Consider the following 17,815-nt stretch of genomic DNA (forward strand, 5'->3'; position numbering starts at 1 on the left):
TCTTCACAGCAGACCCAGCTCGGTCAGCGTCGTCGACACCCGGTGGTCCTGGTCGGCGAGGAACTGGTCGAATGCCGGGCCGGTGAGGAACGCGTCACTCCAGCCGTTACGCACCAGCGCCTCCTTCCATTGGTCGGTGCCATGCAGATCGGTCAGCGCCCGCACCATGGCGTCACGGGCATCGTCGGAAATTCCGGGCGGGGCCAGCACGCCGCGCCAGTTGGTGAAGGTCAGGTCGATCCCGGCCTCGGTGAGGGTCGGGGCGTCGACGCCCTCGACGCGTTCGGTGCCCGACACCGCGAGCACCCGCACCTGGCCGGCCTCGATCTGGTCGACGTACTCCCCCAAACCCGAAGTGCCAACCGCGATCTTGCCGCCCAGCAGCGCCGTCAACAGGTCGCCGCCGCCGTCGTAGGTGATGTAGTTGACCCGTTTCGGGTCGACGCCGACCGCACGGGCGGTCTCCATCGGGAACAGGTGATCGGGTCCACCCGGCGAGGAGCCGCCACCCACGGTCACCCGGGCCGGGTCGGCCTTCCAGGCGGCCACGAAGTCGGCCATCGTCCGATACGGCGAATTGGCCGGGACCAGAATGCCTTCCTGCTCCTCCACCATCTTCGCCAGCGCGGTGGCATCCGAGGCCCGCGCGGTCGAGCCGTTGGTGTAGGTCGCGCCGACCACGCCGAGCCCCATCATCATCATGAGGTCGTCGTTGCCCTTTTCGTTCATCAGGCGGGCCATGGCCACCGTGCCGCCCGCGCCGATGACGTTGAAAACCTCCACCCGGCCGGTGATGTCGGTGTCCTCCATGATCTTCACCGCGGTGCGCGCGGTCAGGTCGTAACCACCGCCGGGGCTGTTGGGCACCATCATCCGCAGCCGGTGCAGCCCGGTGGCCTGGTCACCGCGGGTCACCCCGCACGCCGTCAACAGCAGCGCCGCCACCAGCAGCACGGCCAGTCCCGCTCTGGAACGCACGGTCATCCCCCATCGTCGATGTGATGTTCGGCAATACTGGACCCACCGGGTGACGTGGGTCACGCATGAGTACGCAAAGGAAGTTGTGGTCGTTAAGTTCACGAAGCCACCGTTCAAGGGCAGAAGCCTGGCCGGCCAATTCCTGCTGTTCCAGCTGCTGGTGGTGGCGGTGGTGCTGATCGCGGTGGCCGCGGTGTCGGTGGCGCAGTCCATCCGGGAGTTCCGCGATGTCCGCGGCCAGCGGATGATCGCGGTGGCCGAGAACGTGGCGTCCACCCCGATCGTTCGGGACCGGCAGGCCGACCCGTTCGCGGCGCGCATCCTGGCCCCCGACGTGGACCGCGCCGTGGCACTGTCCGGGGCGGGCCTGGCCGAGATCCTCGACCCGGCCGGTGTGGTGCGGGTGTCCTCGGACCCCGACCGGATCGGCGCCCGGGTGGACCTGAGCACCAGCCGCGCCGACGAGGGCCGGGCCTGGTTCGGCGACGGCGATATCGCCGGTGTGCGTAACCTGATCGGCCAGGTGCCGATCCTGGCCGCCAGCGGCGCGGTGCTGGGCATCGTGTCGGTCAGCGAGCGCTACCCCACCGTATGGGAGCTGCTCGGCGGCGCCGGGGAACGCCTGCTGCTGTATCTGGGGCTCGGCGCGGTGCTGGGGCTGGCCGCGTCGTGGTTGCTGTCCCGCCGGATCAAACGGCACACCCGGGGGCTGGAGGTGACCGAGATCGCGGGGTTGGCCGATCATCGAGAAGCGTTGCTGCACAGCATCCGTGAGGGCGTGGTGGCGGTCAATCCCGACGGCGTGGTCACCGTGCTCAACGACAGCGCCCAGGAACTGCTCGGGCTGGACGCCGGCGCGGTGGGCCGGCGCGTCGACGAACTGGGCCTGGAACGCGCCGTCGTCGACTTCCTGATGTCCGGCGAGGAGGGCCACGACGTCATCATCGCCACCGGCAGCCATGTGCTGGCGCTGAACCGGCGGGCCGCCAGCAGCCAGGGCAGGCGCATCGGTACCGTCACCACCATGCGCGACAGCACCGAATTGGCGGCGCTGCAGGCCCAGTTGTCGTCGCACCGCAGCGTCACCGACACCCTCCGCGCGCAGACCCACGAGTTCGCCAACCAGCTGCACACCATCTCCGGACTGGTGCAGCTCGGCGAGTACGACGCCGTGCACGAACTCGTCGGCACCTTGACCCGCCGCCGCGCCGAGATCAACGATGCCGTCACCCAACGGGTTTCCGATCCCGCGGTCGCGGCGCTGCTGATCGCCAAGACCTCACTGGCCGCCGAGAACGGCGTCACCCTGGTCCTTGACCCGGACAGCCGGCTGCGGGCGCTGTCACCGGCCATGGCCACCGACGTGATCACCTTGCTGGGCAACCTGATCGACAACGCCGTGGACGCCTCGGTGGGCGCGCCGCGCGCCGAGGTGCACGTCACCGTGCGCGACGGCGACGGGCTGACCATCGCGGTCACCGATTCCGGTCCCGGTGTGCCGCCGCATCTGCGCGAATCGCTGTTCGCGCGCGGGGTGACGTCCAAACCCGACGTGCCCGGCGGTCGGGGTATCGGGCTGGCTCTGGTCCGGTTGGTCACCACCCAGCACGGCGGGCACGTCGAGATCGACGATGCCCCCGGCGGTGGCGCGTCGTTCGTGGTGCGGCTGGCCCGTGCGTGACGTACTGATCGTCGACGACGATTTCATGGTCGCCGAGATCCACCGCCGTTTCGTCGAACGGATCGACGGTTTCCGGCCGGTCGGGGTGGCCCGCACCGGAGCCGAGGCGCTGGGCTCCGCCGCGCAGCTGCAACCGGATCTGATGCTGCTGGACGTGTACCTGCCCGACATGTCGGGGCTGGCGGTGCTGCACCGGTTGCGCGCCGAGGGCAACCGGGTCGGCGTCATCATGATCACCGCCGCCCGTGAGCTGGACACGGTGCGCGGCGCGTTGGACGGCGGCGCGGCCGACTACCTGATCAAACCGTTCGAATTCGAGCAGCTGCGCGCCAAACTCGGGGCGTTCGCGGCCCGCGCCGACGCGCTGGCCGCCGACGGCGGGGCCGATCAATCGATGATCGACGCGTTGTTCAGTGGCGCCGCGCCGGCCCCGGCGGCCGTGCTGCCGAAAGGCCTCGGCGCCGAAACCGGACAGCTGGTGCTCGACGCCGTGCGCACCGCCGACGAGGTGTCCGCCGCCGAGTGCGCCGACCTGGTGGGCATCTCCCGCGTCAGCGCCCGCCGGTATCTGGAGCATTATCTGAGCACCGGCCTGCTGGAACTGCGCCTGCAGTACGGCGCGGGCCGCCCCGAACGCCGCTACCGCATCGCCGATCAGCGATCGAACCCCGGATAGCCCGGCCGCCGATAGGATCCCCGCATGGTGCGGCGATGTCTGGCGCTGGCCCTCGCGCTGGTGGTCGCCGGCTGCGCGCCCACGATGCAACCGGCCGCACCCGGGGCCGGCGGTGCGCAGGCCGACGCCATCATGCGGATCGTGCGCGACACGATGACCGAGGCGCACCTCAAAGCGGTGATCGTGCGGGTGACCGTCGGCGGCAAGGAAGTGCTCACGCAGGCGGTCGGCGAGTCGATGACCGGTGTCCCGGCCACTCCTGCCATGCATTTCCGCAATGGCGCCGTGGCGATCTCGTATGTGGCGACACTGCTGCTCATCCTTGTCGAGGAGAAGAAAGTCGGCCTCGACGACAAGCTGTCCACCTGGCTACCGGATGTCCCGCATGCCGACCGCGTCACCCTGCGCCAGCTTGCCCAGATGACCTCCGGTTACGTCGACTACGTCATCGGCAACACCGCCATGAACGAAGCTCTGTACGCAAATCCGTTCCGGCATTGGACAACCCGGGAACTGCTGGATTTCTCGGTTCACCAGCCGCTGCTCTATGAGCCCGGCACCAACTGGAATTACGCGCACACCAATTACGTGTTGCTGGGGCTGGCACTGGAGAAGGCCACCGGGATGGACATGCCGACACTGTTGTCCGAGAAAGTGCTTCGCCCACTGGGTTTGACCGGCACCGCCGACGCCGACACCCCGGCCATCCCGGCCCCGGTGCTGCACGCGTTCAGTTCCGAGCGCCGAGCGGCCCTCAAGATTCCCGCGGGCACCCCGTTCTACGAGGACACCACCTTCTGGGATCCGTCCTGGACCATCACCCACGGCGCCATCCAGACCTCGAACATCTACGACCTGGAGGCCACCGCCGTCGGGATCGGCTCGGGTCGACTGCTGTCCGCCGACTCCTACCGGGCGATGGTGTCCACCGCGCTGCGCGGCACCACCCACGCCCAACCGGGCTGCACCACGTGCGCGGCGATGAACGACGGCTACACCTACGGACTGGGCCTGGTGATCTCGGGGAACTGGCTGATGCAGAACCCGATGTTCGCCGGCTACGCGGCCACCGAGGCGTACTTGCCGGCACGCAAGATCGCCATCGCCGTCGCGGTCACCTTCGCCCCCGACGCGTTCGACGATCAGGGCGACTACCGCAACGAAGCCGAGGCACTGTTCCGCAGGATCGGTGCCGAACTGGCACCCGAGGATGCGCCGCCGGTGCCACCGGCGAAATAATGGCGCGGTGGCGCCCAAGGTTCTCTTCCTCTACAACGAACACCTGGCTTCGGAGGCCCTGCTCGGTGAGGCGTTCACCGAGCAGGGTTTCGACGTGCACACCTTCGAGGTGGTGCCGGCGGAGCGGATCGACGACCCAGCCGGTGAGGTGAGTTTCCCCGCCGCGACCGACTACGACGTCATCGTGCCGTTGGGGGCGCGGTGGCCGGTGTACGACGAGGCGCTGCGCCGGACCTGGGTGGGCGCGGAGACCCAGTTGCTGCACGACGCCGCCGATGCCGGGGTGGGTGTGCTCGGGGTGTGCTTCGGCGGTCAGTTGATCGCGCAGGCCTTCGGCGGCTCGGTGTCGCGGGCGCCGGTGGCCGAGATCGGCTGGACCGATATCAGCACCGACCGGCCCGATCTGGTGCCGGCTGGGCCGTGGTTCGAATGGCATTTCGACCGGTGGACCCTGCCCCCTGGCGCGGTCGAGGTCGCCAGGACCGCCCGCGCATCACAGGCATTCGTGCTGGGTCGCGCCCTGGCGCTGCAGTTCCACCCCGAGATCGACCACCGGCTGCTGGCCTTGTGGCTGGCCGGCGACCGCGACGGCGAGGTGATCGGACACGGCCTCGACCACGACGAAATACTGTCCCGCACAGCAGATTTGAAGGACGACACGGTGCGGCGGGTACGCGGCCTGGTCGACGGGTTCCTCACACAGGTGGCCCGTCAGCCATGCCCCAGTTCGTGAGCCAGCGCCGCCTCGAGCGCCGGGCGGCGGAACCGGTGCCCCAGCCCGAGCAACGCGGCGGGACGCACCCGCTGGTCGGCCTCGGCGAGTTCGCGCACGCCCTGTTCGCCCAGCAGTAACCGAGGGCCGAACGACGGCACCGGCAGCAGCGTCGGGCGGTGCAGCACCCGGCCCAGCGCCGCGGTGTACTCGGCGTTGGTCACCGGTTCGGGCGCCACGGCGTTCACCGGTCCGGTCAGCCGCTCGTCGTAGAGCGCGCGGTGGTAGACGTCGAGCAGGTCGTCCAGGCCGATCCACGACAACCACTGCGCGCCGCTGCCCAGCCGGCCGCCGAGCCCCGCGGCGAACAACGGCCGCAGCAGGCGCAGGGTGCCGCCGGCGGCCGATTGCACCACGCCGGTGCGGACATTGACCACGCGCAGGCCGGCCGCGGCCGCCGGCGCGGTCGCGGCCTCCCAGTCGGCCACCACGTCGGCCAGGAAACCGTCACCCCGGCCGCTGGTCTCGTCGAGCGGCTCGTCGCCACGGTCATAGCCGTAGAAGCCGACCGCCGAGGCGCTGACGAACACCTCGACACCCTGATTGCCGGCCGATTCGGCCAATGCCCGCGTCGGCTCGATCCGGCTGTCCCGGATGGCCTTTCGGTGCTCGGCGGTGAACCGACCCGCGATGGAGGCGCCCGCCAGGTGCACCACCGCGTCCACGCCCGTCAGCAGGCCGGGATCCGGGTCCGACGGATTCCATTGCCGCTCTTGGGGTCCGGTCGCTCGGTGCCGCACCAGCCGGATCACCCGGTGACCACCGGTGGACAGGAACGCCGTCAGCGCCGACCCGACCAGGCCGCCGGCGCCGGTGACGGCGACGGTCAGCGAACCCAGACCCGCCGCGGCGGCATCACGGTGGGCCGCCAGGTCGTCGGCGAGTTGGGTGTGCCGGTAGACGAACATCGGCCGCAGCGCCGCGGCGGGCACCACGGTGTCCACCCGGTCCGACATCCGCGTCGAACCCGGTCCGGCAGAAGCGAATTCGTGCGTATGCCGCCACTGCCCGATTGCCCGGGCCGGCCAGGACCGCGGCCCGGCGGAGTCCAGTACGTCGACGAAGCGGTGCGGCGGGTCGTACTCGGCCGGATCGTGCCGTGCCACCCAGCGCAGTCCGCCCGGCAGGCCCAGCACCGCCCGCCCGTCGGCAAGCGACGATGTCTCGGACACCACCGTCATGGGCTGCCACGGCGGCACCAGCCGCCGCATGGCACCCGGGCGGGTATGCCAGTCGAAGACGACATCGAGCGGATGATCGACCACGCTGTGGTATTCGATGCCCATCGTGATTGCACCCTTCGATGTCCGGGTATCTGGTCCTACGCTGGTGATGTCCCTATCGAAGCTACCGCGATGAAGAGAGTTCTCCGCCGAACCGGATCGGGCAGGTTCGCCGATCGCAGCGATGCGGGCCGGATCCTGGCCGGACTTCTCGCGTCCTACCGGGAACGCACCGATCTGCTGGTGCTGGGCCTGGCCCGCGGCGGGGTCCCGGTGGGCTGGCAAGTGGCCGCCGCCCTGCACGCCCCGTTCGACGCGTTCCTGGTGCGCAAGCTGGGCGTGCCGAACTGGCCCGAGCTCGCGATGGGCGCGCTGGCCACCGGCGGTGGGTTGGTGCTCAACAGGGACGTGATGCGCCGCCTCGACGTCAGCGAGGAGCAACTGCAGGCGACGATCCGGGCCGAGACCGCCGAGCTGCACCGTCGGGAGCGCGCCTACCGCGGCGACCGGCCGCCGCCGGACCCGGCGGGCCGCACGGTGATCCTGGTGGACGACGGGATCGCGACCGGAGCCAGCATGTTCGCCGCCGTGCGCGCCGTGCGGGCGGCCGGATGCGGGTCCGTCGTCGTGGCGGTGCCGGTGGGCTCGGAATCGACCTGCCGGGCGTTGCGGACCGAGGCGGACGAGGTGCTGTGCGCGAGCACGCCGGCGGATTTCAGCGCCGTCGGCCAGATGTACGACGACTTCCGGCAGACCGGCGACGACGAGGTGCGCCGGTTGCTGGCGACCCCGACCTAGCGCTTGGGCTCGGCGTCCTTGTTCTCGGCGTCCGGACCGGACTCGGCGGTTTCTGGCAGCTCGGTGGTCGGCTCGGCATCCGCGGCCGGTACGTCAGCGGCTTCGGCAGCCTCCGGCACGTCGGGCGCCTCGGCGATCTCCTCGTCGGGGTAATCCACCGCGGTCTCGGAGTCTGGGGCTTCCCCTGAGGCCTCGTCGGCGTTACGCCGCGACCGGTCGCGCAGCGCATCGACGATGAGCAACAGCACACCGATCACGCTGGCACCGATACAGACCCAGGCGATCAGCTCGTTGCTGGTGACGACGGCGGCCACCAGCGAAGCCAGGCCGATGACGGCGAGGACGAGCGCAATGATCAGCATTGATCGAACTTAGCCGGTTCGGGGACCGGTCAGTTGTTTCCGCGGTTGAACTGGTTGAAGCCGCCGGAGTCGTTGGTCGCGCCGGTGTCCACCGGTGCGGCCGAACCGCGCTGGCCGAGCTCCTCGAGCTGCGATTCCAGGTACGTCTTCAGACGGGTGCGGTACTCGCGCTCGAAGGTGCGCAGTTGCTCGAGGCGACCTTCCAGGACCGTGCGCTGCTGGTTGATGGTGCCCATGATCTCGGAGTGCTTGCGCTCGGCATCGGCCTGCAGGGCGTCGGCCTTCTCCTGGGCCTGGCGTAGCTGCGCCTCGGACCGGGTCTGGGCATCCGACAACAGCGCATCGGCGCGCTGACGGGCGTCGGCGACGGTGGTCTCCGCGGTGTGGCGCGCCTCGCTGACCAGGGCGTCGGCCTGGGCGCGGGCGTCGGACAGCAGCTTCTCGGACTCCGCCTTGGCCGAGCTGGTGAGCCGGTCGGCGGTGTCCTGGGCCAGGCTGAGCACCTTGGCGGCCCGGACGTGGTGGTCTTCGGAGACGGGAGCGGCCGGCGCCTGGACGACGGGCTGCGGCGCCTCGTAGACCGGCTGCACCACCGGCTCCGGCTCGGACTCGGGCTGGTAGGCGGGGATGGACTGGGTGGGCTGGGCACCGCCGGCGCGGGCACCGGCCAGCTCCTGGTCCAGCTCGGACACCCGCTGACGCAGGTCGGCGTTCTCCTCGATGAGCCTGGTGAGCTCGTTCTCCACCAGGTCGAGGAACGCGTCGACCTCGTCCTCGTTGTAGCCGCGTTTACCGATGGGCGGCTTACTGAATGCGACGTTGTGAACGTCGGCTGGTGTGAGCGGCATCGTCTGCCCCCTTGAAGTCTGGACCGTCAACCGGTTTCAAAGTGTAGAGCGTCGGTACGAGTAACTGGCGTCCATCCTGTCACAGCAGACCCGGCGGTTGCAGAGGAGGTTGATAATTAAGAGCTAATTTCAATCTTCTCCGCTGGTAGCGGGCCTGGCCCAGGCGTGCGGACGGGCGTCAGCCGGCCGATCCGGCCGCGGCCCCGAAGGCCAGCTGCATGCCGATGAACGCGACCAGCAACAGCACCATGATGGACAGGTCGAAGCGCACCGCACCGATCGTCAGTTGCGGGATCAGTCGGCGCAGCAGCTTCACCGGCGGGTCCGTGACGGACAGGATCACCTCGAGGATCACCACCGTCAGCCCCTTGGGGTGCCAGTCCCGGCTGAACGACCGGATGAACTCCACGACCACGCGCGCGATCAGCAGGAGCCAGAACACGAACAGCGCGAAACCCAGGATCTCGAAGAACAGCGCCAACTGAAGCCGACCTCACTACGGCGGGAACACGATTGCGAACCGATGGGACCAGCGGGACCCTCAGAAAACCTTTGGAAAGCCCCTCGGTGGTCAGCCTACCCGGCGGACCCCGGGCGCCCGTCGCTACTGGTAGGAGTAGAAGCCGGCCTCGGCGATGCGACGCCGCTCCTCGGCCGTCACGTCGACATCGGCAGGCGAGAGCAGGAAGACCTTGGTGGCCACCTTGTCGAACGAGCCACGCAGGGCGAAGGCCAGCCCGGCGGCGAAATCGACGAGGCGCTTGGCGTCGGCGTTGTCCATCGACACCAGGTCCATGATCACCGGCGTGCCGTCGCGGAACCGCTCACCGATGGTGCGGGCCTCGCTGTAGTCCTTGGGGCGCAGCGTGGTGATCTTGGCCAGCGGGCTGCCGGCCTCGAACAGTTCGGCCATCCGGCGCGGCTCCATCGCCAGCGCACCCCGGGTCGCGGCGGCGGCGAACCGTGGCGCGGGACGGTCGAACTCGCGCGGCGCGCGCAGCCGGCCTTCGAATCGCGGTGAGTCGTATCCGCCGCGGTAGCCACCCGGCGCCATGTCCATGTCGCGCTCGTACTCGCGCGGGCCGCGATCGTCGAACGCGCGACTGTCGCGCGGCTCCCGCCCGTAACCCTCGTCCTCGAAGCGGTCCTCGCCGCCACGGCGGGCGTAGCTGCGCGACGGACGCTCGTCGTCGTAGTAGTCATCCTCGTAGTCGTCCATCGGCGCCATACCGAAGTAGGCCTTGACCTTGTGCAGTGTGCTCATCGCCTGCCCCTTCTGCTGCTGATGTCTGTGTTGTCTGTGATGAAGATGTGACTGGAGTGACTACTCAGGGTGACGTTAGCGGGCGTTGCCCCATCAACGCGGTACCGACACGCACACACGTGGATCCGTGTCGCACAGCTATCTCCATATCGCCGGACATGCCCGCCGACAGGCCCAGCCGATGAGCGAACGACCGCTGCACGCGGTCGCGCTCGGCGGCCAGTTGGGCAAACGCGTCGTCGGCGTCCCAGCCCAACGGCGGAATCCCCATCAGCCCAGCGAATTCCAGGGCGTCGATGGCATGGGCGGCGGCGCACAGTTCCAGGATCTGGTCCGGCGCGCTGACCGGCACCCCGCCTCGGGCGGGATCACCGTCCAGGCTGACCTGGAGGTAGATCCGCAGCGGCTCAGTGCGCCGGCCCGCGGCGATCTCCTGTTCGGCGGCACCGCCGAGCGCGGCGATCAGCCGGGCACTGTCCACCGAATGGGCCGCATGAGCCCACCGGGCCACCGCGCGCGCCTTGTTGCGCTGGATGCTGCCGACCATGTGCCAGCGGATCCGGTCGCCGGGGAACTGCGCGGCCACGGCGTCGACCTTCTTGGCCGCCTCCTGCTCACGCGATTCGCCGAAGTCGGCGCACCCCAGCCGATGCAGGATGACCACGTCGGAGGCCGGGAAGAACTTGGTGATCGGCAGCAGCTCGATGTCGCGGACATCGCGGCCGGCCGCCTCGGCGGCGGCGGACAGCCGGGCCCGGACCGCGGCCAGCGATCCGGCCAACTCCGCGTCGCGGTGCGTCTGGCCGGTCATTCCATCCACACCAACGACGCCAGCCGGCCGGTGGGCGCCCCGCGCCGATGGCTGAACAACTGACGGTCCTCGACGGTGCAACGCGGGTCGATATCGATGGCGGTGATCCCCAATGTGCTGAGTTGCCTGGCGATTCCGGCCCGGATGTCCAGACCGGGGGTGCCCTTGGCGGTGGTGGTGCGGCTGCCGGGCAGGGCGACCTCGACCTCGTCGGCCATCGCGGCGGGCACCTCGTAGTTGCGGCCGCTGACCGCCGGGCCGAGCAGCACCGAGATGTCGGCGACGGTGGCACCCAGGCCGACCATGGTCTCCACGGTGCGCGCGACGATACCCAGTTGGGCGCCGACCCGGCCGGCGTGCGCGGCGCCGATGACCCCGGCGCGCGCGTCGGCCAGCAGCACCGGGACGCAGTCGGCGGACAGCACCGCCAGCGCCAACCGCGGCGCGGTGGTCACCAGCGCGTCGGTGTCGTCGACCGTGGCGCCCGGATCGCCGTCGACCACCACGACGTGGTCGGAATGGACCTGGTTCATCCAGACGACGGCGTCGGCACCGATGGCCTCGGCCAGCCGCTTGCGGTTGGCCGCCACCGCCGCCGGATCGTCGCCGACGTGATCGCCGAGATTGAAGGAGTCATACGGCGGCCGCGAGACACCGCCCGCGCGGGTGGTGGTGACCCGCCGAACCCGTACGGGCACGGCGTCTAGTGGCGCATGAAGGGCGGCACGTCGACGTCGTCATCAGAGATGCCGCCGTCGTCCGGACCGCCGATTCGGACCGTGGCGCCGTTGGTGTGCCCGGCGGGAACACTGACCGCGTCGGCCGGCTCGAACACCGAGGACCGGACATTGCCGGCCGCCCCGGGCGCGATGCTCTGCGCCCCACCGGTGACCGGCTTGCGGCTCGGGGTGACGCTGTCGAACCCGGCGGCGATGACGGTGACGCGCACCTCGTCGCCCAGCGAGTCGTCGATGACGGTGCCGAAGATGATGTTGGCATCGGCGTGGGCGGCCTCCTGCACCAGCGAGGCGGCCTCGTTGATCTCGAACAGGCCCAGGTCGCTGCCGCCGGCCACCGACAGCAGCACGCCCTGGGCGCCTTCCATCGAGGCTTCCAGCAGCGGCGAGTTGATGGCGATCTCGGCGGCCTTGAGCGCGCGACCGTCACCGCGCGCCGACCCGATACCCATCAGCGCGGTGCCCGCACCACTCATCACGCCCTTGACGTCGGCGAAGTCGACGTTGATCAGGCCCGGGGTGGTGATCAGGTCGGTGATGCCCTGCACGCCGTTGAGCAGCACCTCGTCGGCGCTGCGGAAGGCGTCCATCAGCGAGACGGCGGCGTCGCCCATCTGCAGCAGGCGGTCGTTGGGGATGACGATCAGGGTGTCGCAGCTCTCGCGCAGCGCCTGGATCCCGGATTCGGCCTGGTTGGAGCGGCGCTTGCCCTCGAAGGAGAACGGCCGGGTGACGACGCCGACGGTGAGCGCGCCGAGCTTGCGGGCGATGGACGCGACCACCGGCGCGCCGCCGGTGCCGGTGCCGCCGCCCTCACCGGCGGTGACGAACACCATGTCGGCGCCGCGCAGCAGTTCCTCGATGTCGTCCTTGGCGTCCTCGGCGGCCTTGCGGCCCACCTCCGGGTCCGCGCCGGCGCCCAGGCCACGGGTGGAGTCCCGGCCGACGTCCAGCTTGACGTCCGCATCGCTCATCAACAGCGCCTGCGCGTCGGTGTTGATGGCGATGAACTCCACGCCCTTGAGGCCGTGCTCGATCATCCGGTTGACGGCATTGACGCCGCCGCCGCCGATGCCGACCACCTTGATGACGGCGAGGTAGTTATGCGGGGGGGTCATCGGTTGCCTTCCTCCCAGAATGTCCGTGGGTCCTGTGCGAAAAACCCTCAACCTCAACCATAGGTTTAAAGTTATGTCAAGTAGTTCCGCGCAAACAGAACGGTAGGGCGACGACGCCGTATCGCGCGTCAGGCGCGCCGGGGTGTCGCTCGGGTTTTATTTCACGGTCGGCAGGTCCGGGCTGGACACGTCGTACGTGCGGCCCGGCTGGGTGAGCAGCGCGGCGAGCTTGAGCGCCTTCTCCTCGGTGCGATCGTTGGTGCCCCACACCACAGTCCGGCCGTCGGTCAGGGTCAGGGTGATCGCCGCGACCGACGGTGCGGCGATCCGGCTGACCTGCCCGGCCACCTCCGGCGGCAGCGAGGTGAGCACCTGCAGCGCCGCCTTGGTGGCGGGATCCTTCGGGCCGGGGGTGTCGGTGTCCAGGTAGGCCAGTCCGGGCGGCGGCGGGCCGGTGACGAAATCGACGCCGTCCTTGTCATAGAGGTGCGGCCCGTCCGGAAAGTCCTTGACCACCAGCGGAACCCGCTCCACCACGGTGATGCGCAGCGTGGACGGGTACTCGCGCTGCACCCGCGCGCTGGCCACCCGGCGCAGCGTGGCCACCCGTTCGGCCACCGCGTCGGTGTCGACCTGGAGCAGCGGGGTGCCCGCCGGAACGGCTGCCGCAGCGCCGACCTCGTCCTCGGTCAGCACGCTCAGACCGGTGATGACCGTCTCCCGCACCGACATGACCGGCGTGAAGTACAGCACCAGGCCGAGACCCACCACGACCACCGCCAGCAAGGCGGTCCACATCAGCAACTTCAGGCCCCGGATGACCCGGCGGGCCGGCGCCGGCCGTTGCGGCTCGGCCCGGCCGGTGACCTTGCGTTTGGCCTCCCGGCGCGCTTGTTCGATCGCCATGGCGCGGGCCTGCGCGGCGCGGCGCTCCTCGCGCTCCCGGCGGGCCCGCCGCCGCGGGCCCTCGAAGTCCTGCGGCGAATCCTGCGCCGGGTCCGGTGCGGCGTCGGCGCTTTCGGCGGTCGGCGGCTCCGGCGCGGCGTCCGGCTGACCGGCCGCGGGCTCGGCGGTTTCGGTCTCGTGTTCCGGCCCGGTCATCACCACACCGGCCTGCGCTGCAATGCGTCGAGGATCTCGCGCCCCAGCAGTGTGACGTCACCCGCGCCCATGGTCACCACCACATCACCGGGTGCGGCCACCTGCGCCACCCGGTCGGCGACCGCCGAGAAGTCCGGCACGTAGTGCACCGGCGAGGTGACGTGCTCGACGATGCTGCGCCCGCTCACGCCCGCGATCGGCTGCTCGCGCGCGGCGTACACGTCCAGCACGATCACCTCGTCAGCGGCGCTCAGCGCGACACCGAACTCACGCGCGAAAGTCTGTGTCCGCGAATACAGGTGGGGCTGGAACACCACGATGGCGCGGCCTTTCGACTCCCGGGCCAGGGTGCGTACCGCCGACAGCGCGGCCGCCACCTTCGTCGGGTGGTGCGCGTAATCGTCGAAAACCCGGACCCCGGCCGCCGTCCCGACGAGTTCGAAGCGCCGCCGCACCCCCTCGAACGCCGCCAACGCTTCCAGCACGACATCCGGTTGCGCGCCGGCCTCGATCGCCGCCAGCAGTGCCGCCAGCGCGTTGAGCGCCATATGCCGTCCCGGCACGGCAAGCCGCATGGTGCGCGGGTTGGTCTCCCCCGCCAACTGCACGGTGGCCACCGCGGTGGTGCCGTGCTGTTCCCAGTCCAGCAGTTCACCGGCCAGCTCCGGCCGCTGCGCCGCGTCGTCCCGGCTGCCGTAACGCAACACCCGGATGCCCAGCGCCGCAGTGCGTTCGGCGAAGGCCGCCGCACCCGGATCGTCGACACAGACCACCACGGCGCCGCCCGGCTGCAGCCGCTCCATGAACGCGTCGAACACGTCGACGTAGGCCTGCTCGCTGCCGAAGAAATCCAGGTGGTCGGCCTCGATGTTGGTCACCACCGCGATATCCGGCCGGTACTCGACCAGCGAGCCGTCGCTCTCGTCGGCCTCGGCGACGAAGTAGGGGCCGCTGCCGTGGTGAGCGTTGGTGCCGGCGGCGCCCAGCTCACCCCCGACCGCGAACGACGGGTCGAAGCCGCTGTGCTGCAACGCGACGATGAGCATCGACGTGGTGGTGGTCTTGCCGGCCGTCCCGGTGACCATCAGCGTCTTGTCGCCGGTCATCAGCTTGGCCAGCACCACCGGGCGCAGGATGATCGGGATACCCCGGCGGCGGGCCTCGACCAGTTCGGGATTGGTCTTCGGGATGGCCGCGTGCGTGGTCACCACCGCGGTGGGCCCGCCCTCGAGCATGTCCAGCGCCGCCGCGTCGTGACCGATCCGGATCTCGGCGCCGCGGGCACGCAGGGCCGCGACACCCCTCGATTCTTTGGCGTCCGAGCCCGACACCTGGCCCCCGCGGTCCAGCAGGATCCTGGCGATCCCGGACATGCCGGCGCCGCCGATGCCGACCATGTGCACCCGGGCCAATTCGGGTGGAAGGCCTTTCACCGCACGGCCTTCCGCCCGGCGCGGCCCTGCCGGGCCACCTCCAGCGCCACCTCGGCCACGCTTCGGGCGGCGTCGCGATGCCCGGCCAGCGCCGCGGCGGCCGTCATCCGGCCCAGCCGCTCGGCGTCGGTGAGCAGTGGGAGCACCTGGTCGGCGATGAACCCGCCGGACAGGTCGGCGTCGTCGACCAGCAGGCCGCCACCGGCCGACACCACCGGCAGCGCGTTGAGGCGCTGCTCGCCGTTGCCGATCGGCAGGGGGACGTAGACGGCGGGCAACCCGACCGCGGTGACCTCGGCCACCGTCATCGCGCCGGACCGGCAGATCGCCAGATCGGCGGCGGCGTAGGCCAGGTCCATCCGGTCCAGGTACGGCACGGCGACGTACCGGCCCGTCCCGCTCAGCTCGGGCAACTCGACGGTGTTCTTCGGCCCGTGCGCGTGCAGCACCGAAACACCCTTGCCGACAAGATCTTTGGCCGCCGCGACGACGGCGCGGTTGATCGACTGGGCACCCTGGGATCCACCGAACACCAGCAGCACCACGGCATCGTCGCCGAAGCCGAAGGCGGCGCGGGCCTGTGCGCGCAGGGCGGCGCGGTCCAGCGCGGTGATGCTGGCCCGCACCGGCACCCCGACCACCTCGACATGGCGCAGGCCGGGGTCGGGCACCGCCGAGAGCACCCGGCGGGCCGAGCGGGCGCCGACCCGGTTGGCCAGACCAGCGCTGGCGTTGGCCTCGTGGATCACCACCGGCACCCGGTGCCGGCGCAATCCGGGCCGGGCGGCCAGGTACGCCGGCAACGCGACATACCCGCCGAACCCGATGACGACATCGGCGGCCGTCTCGTCGAAGACCGCCCGAGTCTGCCGGATGGCGGTGCGCACCCGCCACGGCAACCGGGCCAGGTCCCCCGACGGTTTACGCGGCAACGGCACCGGGGTGATCAACCGCAGGTCATAGCCGCGCTCGGGAACCAGTCGCGTCTCCAGTCCGCGGGCCGTGCCCAGCGCGGTGATCCGGACGTCGGGCTCCAGTTCGGTCAGGGCATCGGCGACGGCCATCGCGGGTTCCACGTGCCCCGCCGTCCCGCCACCGGCGAGAACGACCGATATCCCCGAACTGCTCACCCGTAACGCTGACCTTCCAATGCGCGGGCCCGTCGGCCCTGCTGACGTTGTGCACCGGCGCCGGCACGGCCGGACTTGGCCGACTGGCCGGAGCGCTGGCCGCCTCCATGATGCCCTGCGCGCCGTCCCGACCGATCGGCCGGATGGTCGGTTTTGCGCCCGGAGCCGATGGCCGCCTTGGCGGGGGCCTTGGGCGCGGCCTTCTGCGCTTTGCGGGCCGGCTTGTCGGTCTTGGCGCGCATCCGGTCCCTGGCGATGTCGATGCGGGGCGGCACGTAGGGCTCGGGCAGCGGCAGGCGCAGCAGCCGGTTGACCCGGTCGTCGCGGCCGGCCCGCAGCGCGGCCACCGCCTCGGGTTCGTGCCGCGCCGCGTTGGTGATCACGCCGAGAATGAAAAGTGTTGTCGCCGTTGATGTCCCACCGGCTGAGATGAGCGGCAACTGCAGGCCGGTGACCGGCAGCAGGCCGATCACGTAGCCGACGTTGATGAACGCCTGCCCCAGCACCCACAGCGTCACGGTCGCGGTCAGCAGCCGCAGGAAGGGGTCGGCCGACCGGCGGGCGATGCGCATGCCGGTGTAGGCGAACAGCCCGAACAGGCACAGCAGCCCGGCGGCGCCGATATAGCCGAGTTCCTCACCGATGATGGCGAAGATGAAGTCGTTGTGCGCGTTCGGCAGATAGTTCCACTTGGCCGTGCCCTGCCCGAGGCCGTCACCGAACACACCGCCGTTGGCCAGCGCATAGCGGGCCTGCCGGGACTGGTAACCCGAGCCCATGGCGTCGGCACCCGGGTTCAGCCAGGACTGCACCCGGTCGGACCGGTAACCGCGGGACATGGCCAGCACGGCGGCGGCGACCACGGCCGCGGCCAGTGAACTGACGAAGACGCGCAGCGGCAGGCCGGCGTACCAGAGCAGACCGAGCAGGATGATGGCCAGCGACACCGTCTGCCCGAGGTCGGGCTGCAGCACGATCAGGGTGGCGGCCAGCAGCGCGGCAGGCACCAGCGGGACGAGCATCTCGCGCAGTGAGGCCTGCTCCATGCGCCGCGCGGCCAGCAGATGCGCACCCCAGATGGCGAAGGCGATCTTGCACAGCTCCGACGGCTGCATGGAGAAGCCGGCGACGACGAACCAGCCGCGCGAACCGTTGGAGTAGGTGCCGATGCCCGGCACCAGCACCAGCGCGATGAGCACGACGGTGAAGGCGAAGGCCGGCAGGGCCAGCCGGCGCATCAGGGCCACCCGCATCCGCAAGGCGATATAGAAGGCGACCAGGCCGACGCAGGTCCACAGCACCTGCTTGCCGAAGATGGTCCACGGCGAACCGCCCTCGTCGTAGGAGTGCACGCCGGAGGCGGACAGCACCATCGTCAGGCCGAGGGTGATGAGCAGCCCCGTGACGGCGATGATCAGGTGGAACGACGTCATCGGCCGGCCCAGCCACATCCCGAATCTGGTCCGCGGCTCGCCCTTGACGGGCGTGGCTTTGGCGGTGTCGGCCGGCTCCGGGCTCACGCTCTCGCCGGCTTTGCTGGAACGCCGCAGCCGTGACCGCACCGCGGTCAGCAAGCCGCCCTCCGGCAATTCACAACAGTCACAGGTGTCACACCCGCCCCACTAGTCCCCTGCACCCCAGGAT

At 70.4% G+C, this 17,815-nt stretch carries 18 protein-coding genes; 5 read left to right on the forward strand and 13 right to left on the reverse strand.

The window, feature by feature from the left end; translation table 11 throughout:
- Positions 1-3 precede the first annotated feature (3 nt).
- Positions 4-984 carry a Bug family tripartite tricarboxylate transporter substrate binding protein gene (locus tag BN977_RS05960; RefSeq protein ID WP_036396698.1) on the reverse strand — a complete coding sequence of 327 codons (981 nt, stop codon included), beginning with the start codon at positions 982-984 and terminating at the stop codon, positions 4-6.
- A gap of 79 nt (positions 985-1,063) precedes the next feature.
- Between BN977_RS05960 and BN977_RS05965 the strand changes: the two genes are divergently transcribed.
- Genes BN977_RS05965 through BN977_RS05980 form a run of 4 tightly spaced genes read left to right on the forward strand, consistent with a single transcriptional unit; the run spans position 1,064 to position 5,307 of the window.
- Positions 1,064-2,659 (forward strand): sensor histidine kinase, encoded by a 1,596-nt coding sequence (locus BN977_RS05965; protein WP_036398535.1) that lies wholly within the window; start codon positions 1,064-1,066, stop codon positions 2,657-2,659.
- Positions 2,652-3,335, forward strand: a complete 684-nt coding sequence (locus BN977_RS05970) for a response regulator (RefSeq protein WP_036398536.1) — start codon at positions 2,652-2,654, stop codon at positions 3,333-3,335. The genes BN977_RS05965 and BN977_RS05970 overlap by 8 nt, the downstream gene beginning before the upstream one ends.
- Before the next feature lie 24 nt (positions 3,336-3,359).
- On the forward strand, positions 3,360-4,574 hold the full coding sequence (locus BN977_RS05975; protein ID WP_036396699.1) for a serine hydrolase domain-containing protein: 1,215 nt from the start codon (positions 3,360-3,362) through the stop codon (positions 4,572-4,574).
- Between the two features lie 7 nt (positions 4,575-4,581).
- A complete protein-coding gene (locus BN977_RS05980; protein ID WP_036396700.1) occupies positions 4,582-5,307 on the forward strand; it encodes a type 1 glutamine amidotransferase in 726 nt (241 codons plus the stop codon).
- Here the strand turns inward: BN977_RS05980 and BN977_RS05985 are convergent.
- Complete coding sequence (locus BN977_RS05985; RefSeq protein WP_036396701.1) at positions 5,286-6,632, reverse strand: TIGR01777 family oxidoreductase; 1,347 nt, start codon at positions 6,630-6,632, stop codon at positions 5,286-5,288. The genes BN977_RS05980 and BN977_RS05985 overlap by 22 nt on opposite strands.
- A 69-nt stretch (positions 6,633-6,701) precedes the next feature.
- On the opposite strand from BN977_RS05985, the gene BN977_RS05990 reads away from it, so the two are divergent.
- A complete protein-coding gene (locus BN977_RS05990; protein ID WP_036396702.1) occupies positions 6,702-7,367 on the forward strand; it encodes a phosphoribosyltransferase in 666 nt (221 codons plus the stop codon).
- Here the strand turns inward: BN977_RS05990 and BN977_RS05995 are convergent.
- From BN977_RS05995 to ftsW, 11 genes are all read right to left on the reverse strand, one after another.
- Positions 7,364-7,729, reverse strand: a complete 366-nt coding sequence (locus tag BN977_RS05995; RefSeq protein ID WP_036396704.1) for a hypothetical protein — start codon at positions 7,727-7,729, stop codon at positions 7,364-7,366. The two genes, BN977_RS05990 and BN977_RS05995, sit on opposite strands and share 4 nt — an antisense overlap.
- A gap of 29 nt (positions 7,730-7,758) precedes the next feature.
- Entirely contained in the window at positions 7,759-8,577 is an 819-nt protein-coding gene (wag31, locus tag BN977_RS06000) for a DivIVA-like cell division protein Wag31 (RefSeq protein ID WP_036396705.1), read from the reverse strand.
- A gap of 178 nt (positions 8,578-8,755) precedes the next feature.
- Positions 8,756-9,058, reverse strand: coding sequence for a YggT family protein (locus BN977_RS06005; protein ID WP_036396706.1), 303 nt, complete (start codon positions 9,056-9,058; stop codon positions 8,756-8,758).
- Between the two features lie 123 nt (positions 9,059-9,181).
- Complete coding sequence (locus BN977_RS06010) at positions 9,182-9,841, reverse strand: cell division protein SepF (RefSeq protein WP_024451968.1); 660 nt, start codon at positions 9,839-9,841, stop codon at positions 9,182-9,184.
- A 64-nt stretch (positions 9,842-9,905) separates the two neighbouring features.
- Positions 9,906-10,652 carry a YggS family pyridoxal phosphate-dependent enzyme gene (locus tag BN977_RS06015; RefSeq protein ID WP_024451969.1) on the reverse strand — a complete coding sequence of 249 codons (747 nt, stop codon included), beginning with the start codon at positions 10,650-10,652 and terminating at the stop codon, positions 9,906-9,908.
- Positions 10,649-11,350, reverse strand: coding sequence for a peptidoglycan editing factor PgeF (pgeF, locus tag BN977_RS06020; protein WP_036396707.1), 702 nt, complete (start codon positions 11,348-11,350; stop codon positions 10,649-10,651). Before pgeF ends, BN977_RS06015 begins: the two co-directional genes overlap by 4 nt.
- Before the next feature lie 5 nt (positions 11,351-11,355).
- Positions 11,356-12,507, reverse strand: a complete 1,152-nt coding sequence (gene ftsZ / locus BN977_RS06025; protein ID WP_024451971.1) for a cell division protein FtsZ — start codon at positions 12,505-12,507, stop codon at positions 11,356-11,358.
- Positions 12,508-12,663: 156 nt separating this feature from the next.
- Positions 12,664-13,608, reverse strand: coding sequence for a cell division protein FtsQ/DivIB (locus BN977_RS06030; RefSeq protein ID WP_024451972.1), 945 nt, complete (start codon positions 13,606-13,608; stop codon positions 12,664-12,666).
- Positions 13,608-15,005, reverse strand: a complete 1,398-nt coding sequence (murC, locus tag BN977_RS06035) for a UDP-N-acetylmuramate--L-alanine ligase (RefSeq protein ID WP_234709588.1) — start codon at positions 15,003-15,005, stop codon at positions 13,608-13,610. Before murC ends, BN977_RS06030 begins: the two co-directional genes overlap by 1 nt.
- Positions 15,006-15,037: 32 nt before the next feature.
- Positions 15,038-16,171, reverse strand: coding sequence for an undecaprenyldiphospho-muramoylpentapeptide beta-N-acetylglucosaminyltransferase (murG, locus tag BN977_RS06040; protein ID WP_036396710.1), 1,134 nt, complete (start codon positions 16,169-16,171; stop codon positions 15,038-15,040).
- Positions 16,168-17,691: a putative lipid II flippase FtsW gene (gene ftsW, locus BN977_RS06045; RefSeq protein WP_234709504.1), complete on the reverse strand. Its 1,524-nt coding sequence runs from the start codon at positions 17,689-17,691 to the stop codon at positions 16,168-16,170. Before ftsW ends, murG begins: the two co-directional genes overlap by 4 nt.
- Positions 17,692-17,815: the final 124 nt, after the last annotated feature.

It is taken from the genome of Mycolicibacterium cosmeticum, from assembly GCF_000613185.1.
Classification (GTDB): Bacteria; Actinomycetota; Actinomycetes; order Mycobacteriales; family Mycobacteriaceae; genus Mycobacterium; species Mycobacterium cosmeticum.